General features: G+C 70.0%; 13 protein-coding genes. 11 read left to right on the top strand and 2 right to left on the bottom strand.

Annotated features, from left to right (window positions below; translation table 11 throughout):
* Position 1: 1 nt before the first annotated feature.
* Positions 2 to 1462 (bottom strand): PucR family transcriptional regulator, encoded by a 1461-nt coding sequence (locus tag AB0J69_RS36355; protein WP_364127016.1) that lies wholly within the window; start codon positions 1460 to 1462, stop codon positions 2 to 4.
* A gap of 69 nt (positions 1463 to 1531) precedes the next feature.
* Here AB0J69_RS36355 and speB point away from each other — a divergent pair, with 69 nt between their 5' ends.
* Genes speB through AB0J69_RS36370 form a run of 3 tightly spaced genes read left to right on the top strand, consistent with a single transcriptional unit; the run spans position 1532 to position 4631 of the window.
* The gene (speB, locus tag AB0J69_RS36360; protein ID WP_364127018.1) at positions 1532 to 2464 is read left to right on the top strand and encodes an agmatinase; all 933 of its coding nucleotides are present in this window, start codon (positions 1532 to 1534) and stop codon (positions 2462 to 2464) included.
* A complete protein-coding gene (locus AB0J69_RS36365) occupies positions 2461 to 3987 on the top strand; it encodes a cytosine permease (protein ID WP_364127021.1) in 1527 nt (508 codons plus the stop codon). The genes speB and AB0J69_RS36365 overlap by 4 nt, the downstream gene beginning before the upstream one ends.
* Positions 3984 to 4631: a cyclase family protein gene (locus tag AB0J69_RS36370; protein ID WP_364127023.1), complete on the top strand. Its 648-nt coding sequence runs from the start codon at positions 3984 to 3986 to the stop codon at positions 4629 to 4631. Before AB0J69_RS36365 ends, AB0J69_RS36370 begins: the two co-directional genes overlap by 4 nt.
* Here AB0J69_RS36370 and AB0J69_RS36375 read toward each other — a convergent pair.
* The gene (locus AB0J69_RS36375; protein WP_364127025.1) at positions 4628 to 5119 is read right to left on the bottom strand and encodes an Lrp/AsnC family transcriptional regulator; all 492 of its coding nucleotides are present in this window, start codon (positions 5117 to 5119) and stop codon (positions 4628 to 4630) included. The genes AB0J69_RS36370 and AB0J69_RS36375 overlap by 4 nt on opposite strands.
* Positions 5120 to 5316: 197 nt before the next feature.
* Here AB0J69_RS36375 and AB0J69_RS36380 point away from each other — a divergent pair, with 197 nt between their 5' ends.
* From AB0J69_RS36380 to AB0J69_RS36415, 8 genes are all read left to right on the top strand, one after another.
* Positions 5317 to 6759: a gamma-aminobutyraldehyde dehydrogenase gene (locus AB0J69_RS36380; RefSeq protein WP_364127130.1), complete on the top strand. Its 1443-nt coding sequence runs from the start codon at positions 5317 to 5319 to the stop codon at positions 6757 to 6759.
* 18 nt (positions 6760 to 6777) lie between these two features.
* A complete protein-coding gene (locus tag AB0J69_RS36385) occupies positions 6778 to 7845 on the top strand; it encodes an ABC transporter ATP-binding protein (RefSeq protein ID WP_364127028.1) in 1068 nt (355 codons plus the stop codon).
* Between the two features lie 21 nt (positions 7846 to 7866).
* Complete coding sequence (locus AB0J69_RS36390) at positions 7867 to 9069, top strand: spermidine/putrescine ABC transporter substrate-binding protein (protein WP_364127031.1); 1203 nt, start codon at positions 7867 to 7869, stop codon at positions 9067 to 9069.
* 3 nt (positions 9070 to 9072) lie between these two features.
* Positions 9073 to 9924 carry an ABC transporter permease gene (locus AB0J69_RS36395; protein WP_364127033.1) on the top strand — a complete coding sequence of 284 codons (852 nt, stop codon included), beginning with the start codon at positions 9073 to 9075 and terminating at the stop codon, positions 9922 to 9924.
* Positions 9921 to 10706: an ABC transporter permease gene (locus AB0J69_RS36400; protein WP_364127036.1), complete on the top strand. Its 786-nt coding sequence runs from the start codon at positions 9921 to 9923 to the stop codon at positions 10704 to 10706. Before AB0J69_RS36395 ends, AB0J69_RS36400 begins: the two co-directional genes overlap by 4 nt.
* Positions 10707 to 10877: 171 nt before the next feature.
* The gene (locus AB0J69_RS36405) at positions 10878 to 12272 is read left to right on the top strand and encodes an FAD-dependent oxidoreductase (protein ID WP_364127133.1); all 1395 of its coding nucleotides are present in this window, start codon (positions 10878 to 10880) and stop codon (positions 12270 to 12272) included.
* Positions 12273 to 12287: 15 nt separating this feature from the next.
* Positions 12288 to 13160: an alpha/beta hydrolase gene (locus AB0J69_RS36410; RefSeq protein WP_364127038.1), complete on the top strand. Its 873-nt coding sequence runs from the start codon at positions 12288 to 12290 to the stop codon at positions 13158 to 13160.
* 116 nt (positions 13161 to 13276) lie between these two features.
* Positions 13277 to 14185: a serine hydrolase gene (locus tag AB0J69_RS36415; RefSeq protein WP_364127040.1), complete on the top strand. Its 909-nt coding sequence runs from the start codon at positions 13277 to 13279 to the stop codon at positions 14183 to 14185.
* The last annotated feature ends 9 nt before the right edge of the window (positions 14186 to 14194 follow it).

Here is a 14194-nt window from a genome sequence, read left to right on the forward strand (position 1 = left end):
GCTAGGGTCCGAGGAGGCCGAGCTGGCGGGCGGCTCGGATGGCGAGCCAGACCTCGGCGAACGCCGCGCTCGACGACAGGTCGCGGCCCGTGAGGGCGGCGAAGCGGCGTAGGCGGTAGGCCAGGGTGTTGGGATGGACGTGGAGCGCGGATGCGGCGTCCTCCACGTGGCGGTTGCGTTCCATCCACACCCGCACCGACATGAGCAGCTTCGAGTCGTGCGCCTCGTCGTAGCTCAGCACCCCGCCCAGCACGTGGTCCACCAGGGCCGAGAGGGTCGCCGGGTCGTCCGGCAGCCAGCGGCCCGTCGTGTCCTCGCCGTAGTGGACCAGGGCCTTGCCCGATTCGGCGGCGTGGGTCACCGCCCAGACCGCCTCCCTCTGCGCCACCTGCAGGGACTCCCCGGGCGGGAACGGGCGGCTCAGGCCCGCGGCCGCGCCCGGGGCGGCGGCGACGGCGGGGCCGAGGGCGGGTGGGCCCAGGACGTAGTGGTCGTCGCCGCGGCGCAGCATCAGGTGGGGCAGGGGGTCGAGGGCGCGGCGGAGGGCGTCGTCGGGGACGCTGCGGACCACCAGCAGGACGGTGTCGGCGTCCATGGGCAGGCCGAGCCGGGCCAGGCGGCGGCGGGCGGCCGGCGGGTCGAGGAGGTCCTGGAGCAGCTCGGCCAGCGTCTCCGCGCCCTCCCTGCGCAGCGTCTCCCGTTCGTGCCGGGCCATGGCCACCTGCAGCGCCGCGACCGTGGCGATGTGCTGGACGACGGCCAGGCCCGCCGGGCGGGCGCCCTCGCGCTCGAAGGCGACCAGATAGCCCGCCGGGCCCCCGGGAGCGGACACCGGGACGACGAAGCCGCCGGGGATCGTCGGCGGCGCGTCGGGCTGGCCGGGAAGGACGTCGAGGGGCGGGACGGGTACGCCGGGCAGCAGGGGACGGCCGTGCCGGGTGGACAGGAAGACGTCGTAGCCGGACAGGCGTTCCAGGCGTTTGAAGAGCGTGGCCGTGTCGAGGTCTTCCGCGGCCAGCCAGCGCAGCGCGCCGAAGACCTGGAGCTGGGCGCCCAGGCGGTGGCTGGCGTCCTCCTGGAGCGCCGCGGCCACTTCCTGGGCGATCGCGATGAACGGGACCGCCAGCGGCACCTCCAGCACCGGCATGCCGCGCTCCTCGGCGGTCTCGAAGAAGGCCGGGTGCAGCGGCGGGACGTGGAGCTGGGCCGACAGGGCGAGGGCCGAGACGCCGGCGTCGTCCAGGCGCTCCAGGTAGGCGCGCTGCCGGGCCGCCGTCCGGGGGACGCCGATGCCCGTGGTCATGATGACCTCGGCGCCCAGCAGCCAGGGGGTGGGGTCGTCCAGCTCGCTCACATGGGCCCACGAGACCGAGCGGGGCAGGCCGGACTCGCCCGCCAGGACGCGGAGCTGGAGGGCGGGGGAGCGGATGAGGTCTTCGACCGTCAGCTTGTGGTCAGCCACAACACACACCGTAATACTTTGTGGTGACCACAATTGTCCCAGGTCAGAGCCATGACGAACACTGTCCGCATGAACACAGGCCCCGTCGACTCCTCCAAGGTCCCCCGCTTCGCCGGGCCCGCCACGTTCGCCCGGCTGCCCCGCCTCGACCAGGTCGGGCGGGCCGACGTGGCCGTGGTGGGCGTACCCTTCGACACCGGCGTCTCCTACCGGCCGGGCGCCAGGTTCGGTCCGGCCGCGGTCCGTGAGGCGTCCCGGCTGCTTCGGCCGTACCATCCGGGGCTGGACGTCGCCCCGTTCGAGCGGGTGCAGGTGGCCGACGCCGGTGACATCGCGGTCAACCCGTACGACATCGGCGCCGCCATCGAGACCATCGAGGGCGCGGCCGACGAGCTGGACGCCCGGCTGGTCACCATCGGCGGCGACCACACGATCGCGCTGCCGCTGCTGCGGTCGGCGGCCAGGAAGCACGGTCCCGTGGCGCTGGTGCACTTCGACGCGCACCTCGACACGTGGGACACCTACTTCGGGGCCGAGTACACGCACGGCACCCCGTTCCGGCGGGCCGTCGAGGAGGGGATCCTCGACACCGAGGCGCTCAGTCACGTCGGCATCCGGGGCTCCCTCTACGGCAAGAAGGACCTGGAGGAGGACCGGCGGCTCGGGTTCGGCATCGTGACCGCGGCCGACGTGCTGCGGCGCGGGCTGGACGAGGTGATCGACCTGCTGCGGCAGCGGGTCGGCGACCGGCCTCTCTACGTCTCGGTGGACATCGACGTGCTCGACCCCGCCCACGCCCCCGGCACGGGCACGCCGGAGGCCGGCGGGCTCACCAGCCGGGAGCTGCTGGAGATCCTGCGCGGCCTGGCCGGCGCCAACCTGATCGGGGCCGACGTGGTCGAGGTGGCCCCGGCCTACGACCACGCGGAGATCACCTCGATCGCCGCCTCCCACGTGGCCTACGACCTCGTCAGCCTGCTGGCGATCCAGGAGAAGACATGAGCAGCGGCTCCATCACCGAGATCGAGACGTACGGCGTCGAGCGCATCCCCGACTCCGACCGCACCGCCCGCCCGGTCGATCTGTTCCGGGTCGCCTTCGGGGGCGCGAACACGTTCGCCACCTGCGTGCTGGGGGCCTTCCCCATCCTGTTCGGCCTGTCGTTCTGGCAGGGACTGGCCGCCACCGTGCTCGGGCTGGTGGTGGGCGCGCTGATCCTGGCGCCGCTGTCGCTGTTCGGGCCGCTGAACGGCACCAACAACGCCGTCTCCTCCTCGGCCCACCTGGGCGTGCACGGCCGGGTGGTGGGCTCGTTCCTGTCGCTGCTGACCGCGATCGCGTTCTTCTCGATCTCGGTGTGGTCGTCGGGCGACGCGCTGGTGGGCGGCGCGCACCGGCTCGTGGGGCTGCCGGACACCGACCTCTCGTACGGCGCCGCGTACGCGATCTTCGCCGTCCTCGTGCTCGTGGTCTGCGTGTACGGCTTCCGCTTCATGCTGTTCGTCAACAAGATCGCGGTGGCGGCCGCGTCGCTGCTGTTCGTCCTGGGCGTCTTCGCCTTCGCCGGCGACTTCGACCCGTCCTACCCGGGCGCGCTCCCGGCCGGCGCCCCGTTCTGGCCCTCGTTCATCGGCGCGGCCCTGATCGTGCTGTCGAACCCGGTCTCGTTCGGCGCCTTCCTGGGCGACTGGTCCCGCTACATCCCGGCGAACACCCCGCGCCGGCGGGTGATGGCGGCCGCGTTCCTGTCGCAGATCGCCACCATCCTGCCGTTCTTCTTCGGCCTGGCCACCGCCTCGATCATCGCCGCCAAGGCCGCCGAGTACGTGGACCCGGCCGCCCCCAACTACGTCGGCGGCCTGCTGGCCGTCTCCCCCGGCTGGTATTTCGTGCCCGTCTGCCTCATCGCCCTGATCGGCGGGATGTCCACCGGCACGACCTCCCTGTACGGCACCGGCCTCGACTTCTCCAGCGTCTTCCCCCGTTTCTCCCGGGTACAGGCCACGGTGTTCATCGGCACGCTGTCGATCGTGTTCATCTTCGTCGGCCGGTTCGCCGCGAACCTCACGCAGAGCATCTCCACGTTCGCCACACTGATCATCACGTGTACGGCACCCTGGATGGTGATCATGATGCTCGGCTACGTCACCCGGCGCGGCTGGTACGACCCCGAGGCGCTCCAGGTGTTCAACCGGCGCCAGCGCGGCGGCCGCTACTGGTTCGCCCACGGCTGGAACTGGCGCGGGCTGAGCGCCTGGCTGGTCTCCGCCGGGCTGGCGCTGATGTTCGTCAACCTGCCCGGCCAGTTCGTCGGGCCGCTCGGCCACCTGGCCAGCGAGGTGGACATCTCGCTGCCGGTCGGGCTCGCCGTGGCCGGGCTGCTCTACCTGCTGCTGCTGGCCGCCTTCCCCGAGCCGCGCGAGGTCTACGGTCCCGACGGGCCGCGCCTGGTGCGTTCGGCCGACACCCCGATCCTGCCGATCGTGGACACTGCGGCGGGCAGGGCGGCGGAGCCGGTCGCGTGAGCGAGCTCGTCGACCTGTCGGTGCCGATCGAGACCGGGATGCCCGTCTACCCGGGCGATCCGGAGGTCTCGGTCGGCCCGGCGCTCACCGTGGCCCGCGACGGCGTCAACGTGCTGGCCCTGCACCTGGGCTCCCAGTCGGGCACCCACGTGGACGCGCCCGTCCACATCGACGACGCGCTGCCCGCGCTGGACGAGCTGCCGCTGGAGCGCTTCTGCGGGCCCGCCGTGGTGGTGGACGCGCGGGGCCTGGCGCCGCGCTCGGCCATCGGGGCGGCGACCTTCGAGGAGGTCGAGGGGCTCAGGGCGGGGACGATCGTGCTGGTCGCCACCGGATGGTCGGCGTACTGGGGGAGCGCGGACTACCCGGCGCACCCGTACCTCAGCGAGGAGGCGGCCGGGCTGCTGGTCGAGCGGGGTGTCCGTACGGTCGGGATCGACGCGCTGAGCGTGGACCCGACGCCCGCCGAGGACTTCCCGGCGCACCGGGTGCTGTGCGGCGCGCACGCCGTGATCGCGGAGAACCTGACCGGCCTGGACCGGTTGCTGGAGGTGCGGGGGAGGCCGATCGAGGTGTTCCTGCTGCCGCTGCGGCTCCCCGGCGCCGACGGCGCGCCCGTGCGCGCGGTCGCGAGGGTGGGCTAGCGGGTGCCCCAGGAGTACGTCTGCTTGCGCAGCTTCAGGTACACGAACGACTCGGTCGCCCGTACGGCCGGGATGGCGCGGATCTTGCTGAGGATCTCCAGCAGGTGACCGTCGCCCTCGCAGACCACCTCCACGATCACGTCGAAGGAGCCCGCCGTGAGCACCACGTAGTCGATCTCCTCGATGGCCGCCAGCTCGTCGGCCACCGACTCCAGGTCGCCCTCGCAGTTGACGCCGATCATGGCCTGCCGGGGGAAGCCCAGCGTGAGGGGGTCGGTGACGGCGACGATCTGCATCACGCCGGCGTCCTGCAGCCGCTGGACCCGCTGGCGCACCGCCGCCTCCGAGAGGCCGACCGCCTTCCCGATGGCCGCGTACGGCATGCGACCGTCCGCCTGGAGCTGTTCGATGATCTGCTTCGACAGGTCGTCGAGCACCACGGGGCCGGAGTTGGCGTGATTTCGGCGTACGCGCGGCGGCGTCGTCATCGAGAGGTTTCCTCCTACCGGTCCGGCGTTACGGGGGCGTTCCCGGTGGGTTGCCGTCCTGGTGCGACATGTTGTCAGTTCTTCGCGGTCTGTCAAGCGAATTCGTAGCAATTTGATATCTTCACCACGAAATCCCTTGTCCGGATGCCATTGCTCTGTCAGAGTCGCGGCATCTCAGCCCACCTCACGAGGAGGTCATCACCTTGACGACCACCCGTCTGCAGAACTTCATCAACGGTGAGTTCGTGGACGCCAAGAGCGGCCGATTCTCCGACATCATCGATCCCTGCACGGGCGCGGCCTATGTCCAGGCCCCGGTGTCGGGTGCCGAGGACGTCGACGCCGCTTTCGCCGCCGCGGCCGCCGCGTTCGAGTCGTGGGGCAGCACCACCCCTGGTGAGCGGGCCAACCTGCTGCTCAAGGTCGCCGACGCGATCGAGGCGCGGGCCGACGAGATCAACGAGGCCGAGTGCCGCAACACCGGCAAGCCCCGCGCCCGCATGGCCGAGGACGAGACGCCGGTCGCCGCCGACCACTTCCGCTTCTTCGCGGGCGCGGCGCGCACGCTGGAGGGCCCGACGGCCGGCGAGTTCCTCGCCGAGCACACCAGCGTGATCAGGCACGAGCCGATCGGCGTCATCGGCCAGGTCACGCCGTGGAACTACCCGATGATGATGGCGGTCTGGAAGATCGCCCCCGCGCTGGCGGCCGGCAACACGATCGTGCTCAAGCCGTCCGACACCACCCCCGTCTCGACGCTCAAGCTGGCCGAGATCCTCGGCGAGGTGCTGCCCGCGGGCGTCTTCAACGTGGTCACCGGCGACCGCGAGACCGGCGCCCTGGTCGTGAGCCACCCGACGGCCGCGATGGTGGCCATCACCGGCTCGGTGGGCGCGGGCATGTCGGTCGCCAAGAGCGCCGCCGACGACCTCAAGCGGGTGCACCTGGAGCTCGGCGGCAAGGCGCCGGTCGTGGTCTTCGACGACGTCAAGGACCTGGGCAAGGCCGCCGCCGACATCGCCACCGCGGGCCTGTACAACGCCGGCCAGGACTGTACGGCCGCCTGCCGGGTGCTGGTGCACGAGAGCGTGCACGACGAGTTCGTGGCCGCCCTCACCGAGGCCGCCGCCGGCACGGTCACCGGCGACCTGGACAACGAGGAGGCCCTCTACGGCCCGCTCAACAACGAGAACCAGCTCGCCAAGGTCCAGGGCTTCATCGACCGGGTCCCCGCACACGCGAAGGTCCTCACCGGCGGTCACCGCGTCGGCGACCAGGGCTACTTCTTCGCCCCGACCATCGTGGACGGGCTCAGGCAGGACGACGAGATGGTGCAGAACGAGGTCTTCGGGCCCGTGATCACCGTCCAGACGTTCTCCGACGAGGCCGACGCGCTGGCCAAGGCCAACGACGTGAAGTACGGCCTGAGCGGCTCGGTCTGGACCTCCGACCACGGCCGGGCCATGCGCATGTCGAACCGGCTCGACTTCGGCGTGGTGTGGGTCAACACGCACATCCCGTTCGTCTCGGAGATGCCGCACGGCGGCTTCAAGCACTCCGGGTACGGCAAGGACCTCTCGGTGTTCGGTCTGCACGACTACACCAGGGTCAAGCACGTCATGCACTACATCGGCGACTAGCAAGGAAAAATCCTGGATATGACCGGGCTGAGTGCGATTGAGCTTGAAGACGTCGTCAAGGAGTATCACTCGCATGGCGAGGTCGTCCAGGCGGTCAAGGGAGTGACGCTGGACATCGCCGAGGGGGAGTTCTTCTCCCTCCTCGGCCCCTCCGGCTGCGGCAAGACCACGACCATGAGAATGATCGCGGGCTTCGAGGCGCCCTCGAAGGGGCTGGTGAAGCTGCTCGGCCAGGACGTGACGAACGTCCCGCCGAACAAGCGCGACGTCAACATGGTCTTCCAGTCCTACGCGCTCTTTCCGCACATGAGCGTCTGGGACAACGTGGCCTTCGGCCTCAAGCAGCGCAGGACGCCGCAGGAGGAGATCAGGCGGCGGGTCGGCGAGATGCTGGAGATCGTCGATCTCGGCGGCCGGGAGAAGCGCATGCCGCGCGAGATGTCCGGCGGCCAGCAGCAGCGCGTGGCGCTGGCCAGGGCGCTGGTCAACCGCCCGCGGGCGCTGCTGCTGGACGAGCCGCTGGGCGCGCTCGACCTCAAGCTGCGCCAGGCCATGCAGATCGAGCTGAAGCGCATCCAGCGCGAGGTCGGCATCACGTTCGTGTACGTCACGCACGACCAGAACGAGGCGCTGACCATGAGCGACCGGATCGCCGTCATGAACGACGGCCTGGTCGAGCAGCTCGCCGGTCCGCGCGAGATCTACGAGCGGCCCGCCACGCCGTTCGTGGCCGGCTTCATCGGCACCTCCAACCTGCTCGCCGGCGCCGCGACCGGCGGCGAGCTGAAGGTCGGCGGCGGCCGGGTGCTGGTGCCGGGGCACGACGGCGACGTGACGGTGACCGTGCGGCCCGAGAAGATCACCATCGGCACCGAGGAGCCCGGCCGGGAGCTGAGCGCGGTGCGCGGCACCGTGGGTGAGGTCGTCTACCTGGGCACCTACAACAGTTACGCCGTGAGCCTCCCGGACGGGGCGGAGATCACGGTGTTCCAGCAGAACGCGCACGACGCCACGGCGACGGCGGAGCGGGGCGACTCCGTGTGGCTGTCCTGGCAGGCGCAGCACTCGTATGTGATTGGAAGTTGATAGCACCTCATGAACCCCCTCATGCGTGGAATGACCCAGCCCCGTACCCGCCGTGACGTCTTCAGGCTCGCCGGTTTCTCCGCCGCCGGCCTCGCTCTGGCCGCCTGTGGCGTGCAGGGGCAGAAGGCCGCGCCGCCGAAGGCCGACGCCGTCGCCGACTTCTGGGCCAAGCAGAAGCAGAACGGCAAGGTCGTCTTCGCCAACTGGCCGGAGTACATGCCGGAGGACAAGGGGCCGCTGGAGAAGTTCAAGAAGGACACCGGCATCTCCTACGAGTACAAAGAGGTCATCCAGGAGAACGCGGAGTTCTTCGGCAAGGCCGACCCCGTGCTGCGCGCCGGTCAGCCGCTGGGCTACGACATCGTGGTCATGACCAACGGCATCCAGCTCCAGCACATGATCGAGCTCGGCTACGCGGTGACGCTGGACCACTCCAAGCTGCCGAACTTCCAGGCCAACGCCGGGCAGAAGTACAAGGAGCGGTCCTACGACCCCGGTAACAAGTACACGATTCCGTACACGTCCGGGGTGACCGGGATCGCGTACAACACCGACTACGTTAAGGACGACATCACCAGCATCGAGTCGCTGTTCGATCCCAAGTACAAGGGGCGGGTCGGCATGATGGCCGACGCCCAGGAGATCGGCAACTTCGGGATGTTCGCGCTGGGCATCGACCCCGAGAAGTCGACCGAGGCGGACTGGAAGAAGGCTGGGGAGAAGCTCAAGGCGCAGCGCGATGCCGGACTTGTCCGGAAATATTACGATCAGTCGTATATTGATGCCGTGTCCAAGGGTGACGTCTGGCTGACCATGGCCTGGTCCGGCGACGTGTTCCAGCGGCAGCTCGCCGGCGAGCCCGTGAAGTTCGTGGTGCCCGCCGAGGGCGGCACGATCTGGACCGACAACATGCTCATCCCCAAGGGCGCGGCCAACCCGGTGGACGCCCTCATGCTGATGGACTACCTCTACCAGCCGGCCGTGGCCGCCGAGCTGGACGAGTACATCCAGTACGTGACGCCGGTCCCGGCCGTGCAGGACCTGCTGCGGGAGAAGGCCAAGACGGCCAAGGGCGATGACAAGAAGGCCCTGGAGGACATGGTCGACAGCCCGCTCATGTTCCCCAGCGAGGCCGACTACGCCAAGCTGCGCAGCTACACCCAGCTCACCACCCAGCAGGAGCAGGTGTTCAACCCGATCTTCCAGTCCATCACCCAGGCATAAGCGATGAGGCGGCTCACCCCCTACCTGCTCGCGTTGCCGAGCTGGATGTGGCTGGCGATCTTCCTGGTCGTGCCCATGGTGGCGATGGCGTCGGTGTCGCTGCAGACCGGCAACGCGATCGACGGCTTCGCCATGACGTTCAGCTTCTCCAACTACAGCGACGCGATCGGCCGCTACAGCACCCAGCTCGTGCGCTCGCTGCTCTACGGCGGGCTCGCGACCGTGGCCATGCTGCTGATCGGGTACCCGGTGGCGTACTGGATCGCCTTCAAGGGCGGCCGGCGCAAGTCCATGTACCTGTTCCTGCTCCTGCTGCCGTTCTTCGTGTCGTTCGTGCTGCGCACGATCTCGTGGAACTTCCTGCTGGCGGACAACGGCATCCTGTTCGGCACGCTGAAGGACTGGGGGGTGCTGCCGGCCGACTTCCACGTGCTGGCCACGACGGTGGCCGTGGTCGGCGGTCTGACGTACAACTTCCTGCCGTTCATGATCCTGCCGATCTACGTGTCGCTGGAGCGGGTGGACCCGCGGGTGGTCGAGGCGGCCCAGGACCTGTACGCGACCCGGGCGGCGGCCTTCCGCCGGGTGGTGCTGCCGCTGTCGCTGCCCGGGGTGTTCGCCGGGGTGCTGATGACGTTCGTGCCCGCCACGGCCGACCCGATCAACGCCGCGATCCTGGGCGGGACGGGCAACACGATGATCGGCAACATCATCCAGACCGAATACCTGACCAACCTCCACTACCCGACCGCCTCGGCGCTGTCGTTCACGCTGATGGCGGTGCTGCTGGTGGGGATCTTCATCTACGCCAGGGTGCTCGGGACGGAGAACGTGCTCGAGGCGGCGGCCCGATGAGAGGGACGCGGCTCGGGGACCGCCTGCTGCACATCTACACCTGGCTGATCATCGTCTGGCTGTCGTCGCCGATCGCCGTGATGATCCTGTTCGGCTTCAACGACAAGCAGAGCAAGTCCAACACCACCTGGCAGGGCTTCACGCTGCGCTGGTACGCCGAGCTGTTCGACATCTCCGACCTGACCGTGGCGCTGCGCAACTCGCTGGTCATCGCCCTGGTCAGCACGATCATCACGGTCGTGATCGGCACGATGCTGGGCCTGGCGCTCGGCCGGCACCGCTTCCGCGGCAAGGGCGTGACGAACTTCCTGGTCTTCGCCGCCATCTCCACGCCCGAGCTGGTCATGGGCGCGTCGCTGCTGTCGTTGTTCGTCTCGGGCAACGTGCCGCGCGACGCGAACACGATCATCATCTCCCACGTGCTGTTCTCCCTGTCCTTCGTGGTGGTCACGGTGCGGGCGCGGGTCGTCACCCTGGACCCCTCGCTGGAGGAGGCCGCCAAGGACCTGGGGGCGTCGGCCTGGGGCACGTTCCGCCAGGTGACGCTGCCGTCGATCATGCCGGGCGTGATGGCGGGAGCGATGTTGTCGTTCGCCCTGTCCGTCGACGACTACGTGGTGACGAGCTTCGTCAACGGCTCGACCGTCACCTTCCCGCTGTGGATCGTCGGCGCGGTGAAGACCGGCATCCCGCCGCAGGTCAACGTCATGGGTACGCTGATCTTCGGCATCGGGGTGCTCATCGCGATCGCCAACGCGGTCGCGGCGCGCCGCCGTACCTGAGAGCATTCATCCGGCTTCCCCTCCGCAGGTCGCGGAGGGGTTTTCCACCTGCCCGAGAACCAGTCAAGAACAGGGAGGCGAGATCGGATTCCGGCGGGGGGAACCCGCGCGTGATCACCTATTTGGTCCCGCAATTTCAAAACTCAGACTTTCGTAAGGGAAGTGGGATTTGTGGATCCGCTGAAGGCGCTGGCTGATGCGGAGCGCAAGCCGTACTGGCTGGACAGTCCGGCCAGACCCGAGCCGCGACCGCGGCTCTTCGGAAACACCACCGCCGACCTGGTCGTCGTCGGCGGGGGCTTCTCGGGGCTGTGGACGGCCCTGATGGCCAAGGAGCGCGACCCCTCGCTCGACGTGGTCCTGCTCGAAGGCCGCAGGATCGGCTGGGCGGCCACCGGCCGCAACGGCGGGTTTTGCATGGCGACCCTCACCCACGGCCTGGCCAACGGGCTGGAGCGGTGGCCGGAGGAGATCGACCGGCTGGAACGCATGGGGGTCGAGAACCTCGACGAGATCGAGGGCACGCTGGAGCGCTACGGCGTGGACTGCTCGTTCGAGCGCACCGGCGAACTGCACGTGGCCACCGAGCCGTGGCAGGTCGAGGGCCTGAGCGAGCACCTCGACCTGATCTCCGACCTCGGGCTCGACTACCTGCCGCTGGATCAGGAGCAGGTGCGGGCCGAGGTGAACTCACCGACCTACCTGGGCGGGCTCTGGGAGCGCAGCGGCTGCGCCATGCTCGATCCGGCGCGGCTGGCGTGGGGCCTGCGCGACGCGTGCCTGCGCCTCGGGGTGCGCGTCCACGAGCGCAGCCCGGTCCGCTCGATGCACGACGACGGCACGACGATCAGCCTGCGCACGCCGCACGGCGCGGTGGGCGCGCGCCAGGTGGCGCTGGGCACCGGGGTGTTCCCGCCGCTGCTGCGGCGGCTCAAGCACTTCGTGGTCCCGGTGTACGACTACGCGCTGATGACCGAGCCGCTGACCGAGGACCAGCTCGCATCGGTGGGCTGGCGCAACCGGCAGGGAGTGGGCGACTCGGGCAACCAGTTCCACTACTACCGGCTGACCGGCGACAACCGGATCCTGTGGGGCGGCTACGACGCCGTCTACTACAACGGGGGCCTGGTCAAGCCGGAGTACGACCAGCGCGACGAGACGTTCGTCAAGCTCGCGCGGCACTTCTACGACACCTTCCCGCAGCTCGCCGAGGTGCGCTTCACCCACAGGTGGGGCGGCGTGATCGACACCTGCAGCCGGTTCAGCGCCTTCTACGGGCAGGCGCACGGCGGCCGGCTGGCCTACGCCGCCGGCTTCACCGGCATGGGCGTCGGGGCCACCCGGTTCGGCGCGAACGTCATGCTGGACCTGCTGTCGGGCGAGCCCACCGAGCGGACCGAGCTGCGGATGGTGAAGGAGAAGCCGATCCCGTTCCCGCCGGAGCCGGTGCGGTCGGGGGTGATCCAGTTCACCCGGTGGTCGATCGCGCAGGCCGACCAGCACCAGGGCAAGCGCAACCTGTGGCTGCGGGCGCTCGATCGGATGGGGCTCGGGTTCGACTCATAGCGCACACTTGTGCCTATGAGAGTTGAGTTCGTCGCGGACGGCCTCACGCTGGCCGGGGACCTCCGGGTGCCGGCCGGCGCGGGGCCGTGGCCGGGGCTGGTGTTCACGGGGCCGTTCACCGGGGTGCGTGACCAGGTCACGGGGCTGTACGCGGCCCGGCTCGCGGAGCGGGGATACGCCACGCTGGCCTTCGACCACCGCAACTGGGGCGAGTCGGACGGCCAGCCGCGCCGCCACGAGGATCCGCAGGGCAAGCTGCACGACCTGCGGGCGGCGGTGTCGTTCCTGCGGTCGCGGTCCGAGGTGGACCCGGAGCGGATCGGGGCCGTCGGGATCTGCCTCGGCGGGGGATACGCACTGAAATTTGCTGCCTTCGAGCCTAGGGTGCGGGTGTTCGCCGGCATCGCGGGGGCGTACAACAACCCCTACGCGATGCGGTCCGGCATGGACTACCAGGCCGCGCTGCGGTCCTTGGCGGAGGTGCTGGAGCGACGGGACCTGGGCGGGCCGGTCGAATATCTGCCCGCCGTCGCGGAGCGGGGCGAGGCCGCGATGCCGGGCGACGAGCCGTACGCCTACTACGGCACCGAGCGCGGCCTCTCGCCGCTCTGGTCCAACGAGGTGACCAGGGCGAGCGTGCTGGAGCTGCTCACGATGGACAACATGATGGGCAGCGACTTCCTGTCGCCGAAGCCGGCGCTGATCGTGCACGGGGTCGTGGACCGCTTCTGCACGCCCGAGGGGGCCGAGGAGGTGTTCAAACGGCTCGACCAGCCGAAGAAGATCGTCTGGGTGGACGCCAAGCAGCACATCGACCTCTACGACCGCGAGCCGTACGTCACGCAGGCCGTGGACGCGACCGCCGACTTCCTGGCCGAGCACCTATGAGCGCGGTCGGCAAGGTCGTGCTGAAGGTCTGACCAGGAAAGCACCTGGTGCGATGGGCCCGGGCGCCGGTCCGGGCATGATCCGTACGACCCCCGACGACATCTCGGGGGTTGCGGGTGCGTGCGAAGTGGATGCTCTGGGCGGGGCTGGCACTGGTGACGGCGTGCGGGGCCGAGCGGGCCCCGGTCGTGCCCGTCGCGGTGCAGGCGCCGGTCAAGGTGGCGCGGTGCCTGCTGAAGTTCCCGGACAACCGGGCCGGGAGCGTGGCCCGCGCCCGGCTCGAACGCGACATCGCCCGGTACGTGAGCCGCCGCCCGGGCCGCGTCGTCTACGGCGCGCTGGACCTGGTGACGGGGGCCAGGCTGGGCCACGGTGAGCACGAGCACGACATGATCACCGCCAGCGGGGCCAAGGTGGACATCCTCGCCGCGCTGCTGCTCCAGCGGGACGGCCGCCTCGGCGAGGGCGAGCGGGACCTGGCGGCCCGCATGATCAGGGAGAGCGACAACAGCGCCGCGGACGCGCTGTGGTCGCGCGTCGGGGGTGGCGGGGCCATGAGCTCCTTCTACCGCAGGATCGGGCTGAAGGAGACCACGCCGGGGCCGAGCAAGTTCTGGGGCGGCACCAACACCAGTCCCGCCGACCGGATCCGGCTGCTGAAGGTGCTGATCAACGGGGGCAAGGGACTGACCGCGGCCGATCGCGGGATGGTGCTCGGGCTCATGGGGCGGGTGCAGAAGGACCAGGCGTGGGGCGTCAGCGCGGCCGCCCGGCCGGGGGACCGGGTGGCACTCAAGAACGGGTGGACGCCGCGGCCGTTCATCCACAACACGTGGGCCGTGACCAGCTACGGCCGCGTCGAGGGGCCGGGGCGGGACCTGCTGCTGGCGGTGCAGACGGACCGGCAGCCGGGCGAGGGGACCGGGATCCAGACCATCGAGGGCATCGCCCGCCTCATCGGCGCCCGGCTCGACGGCCTCTCCCCGACGACCACCCGCCCCTGCCCGACGAACCCCATCGCCTGACCGCCTGTC

It is taken from the genome of Nonomuraea sp. NPDC049709, from assembly GCF_040674815.1.
Classification (GTDB): Bacteria; Actinomycetota; Actinomycetes; order Streptosporangiales; family Streptosporangiaceae; genus Nonomuraea.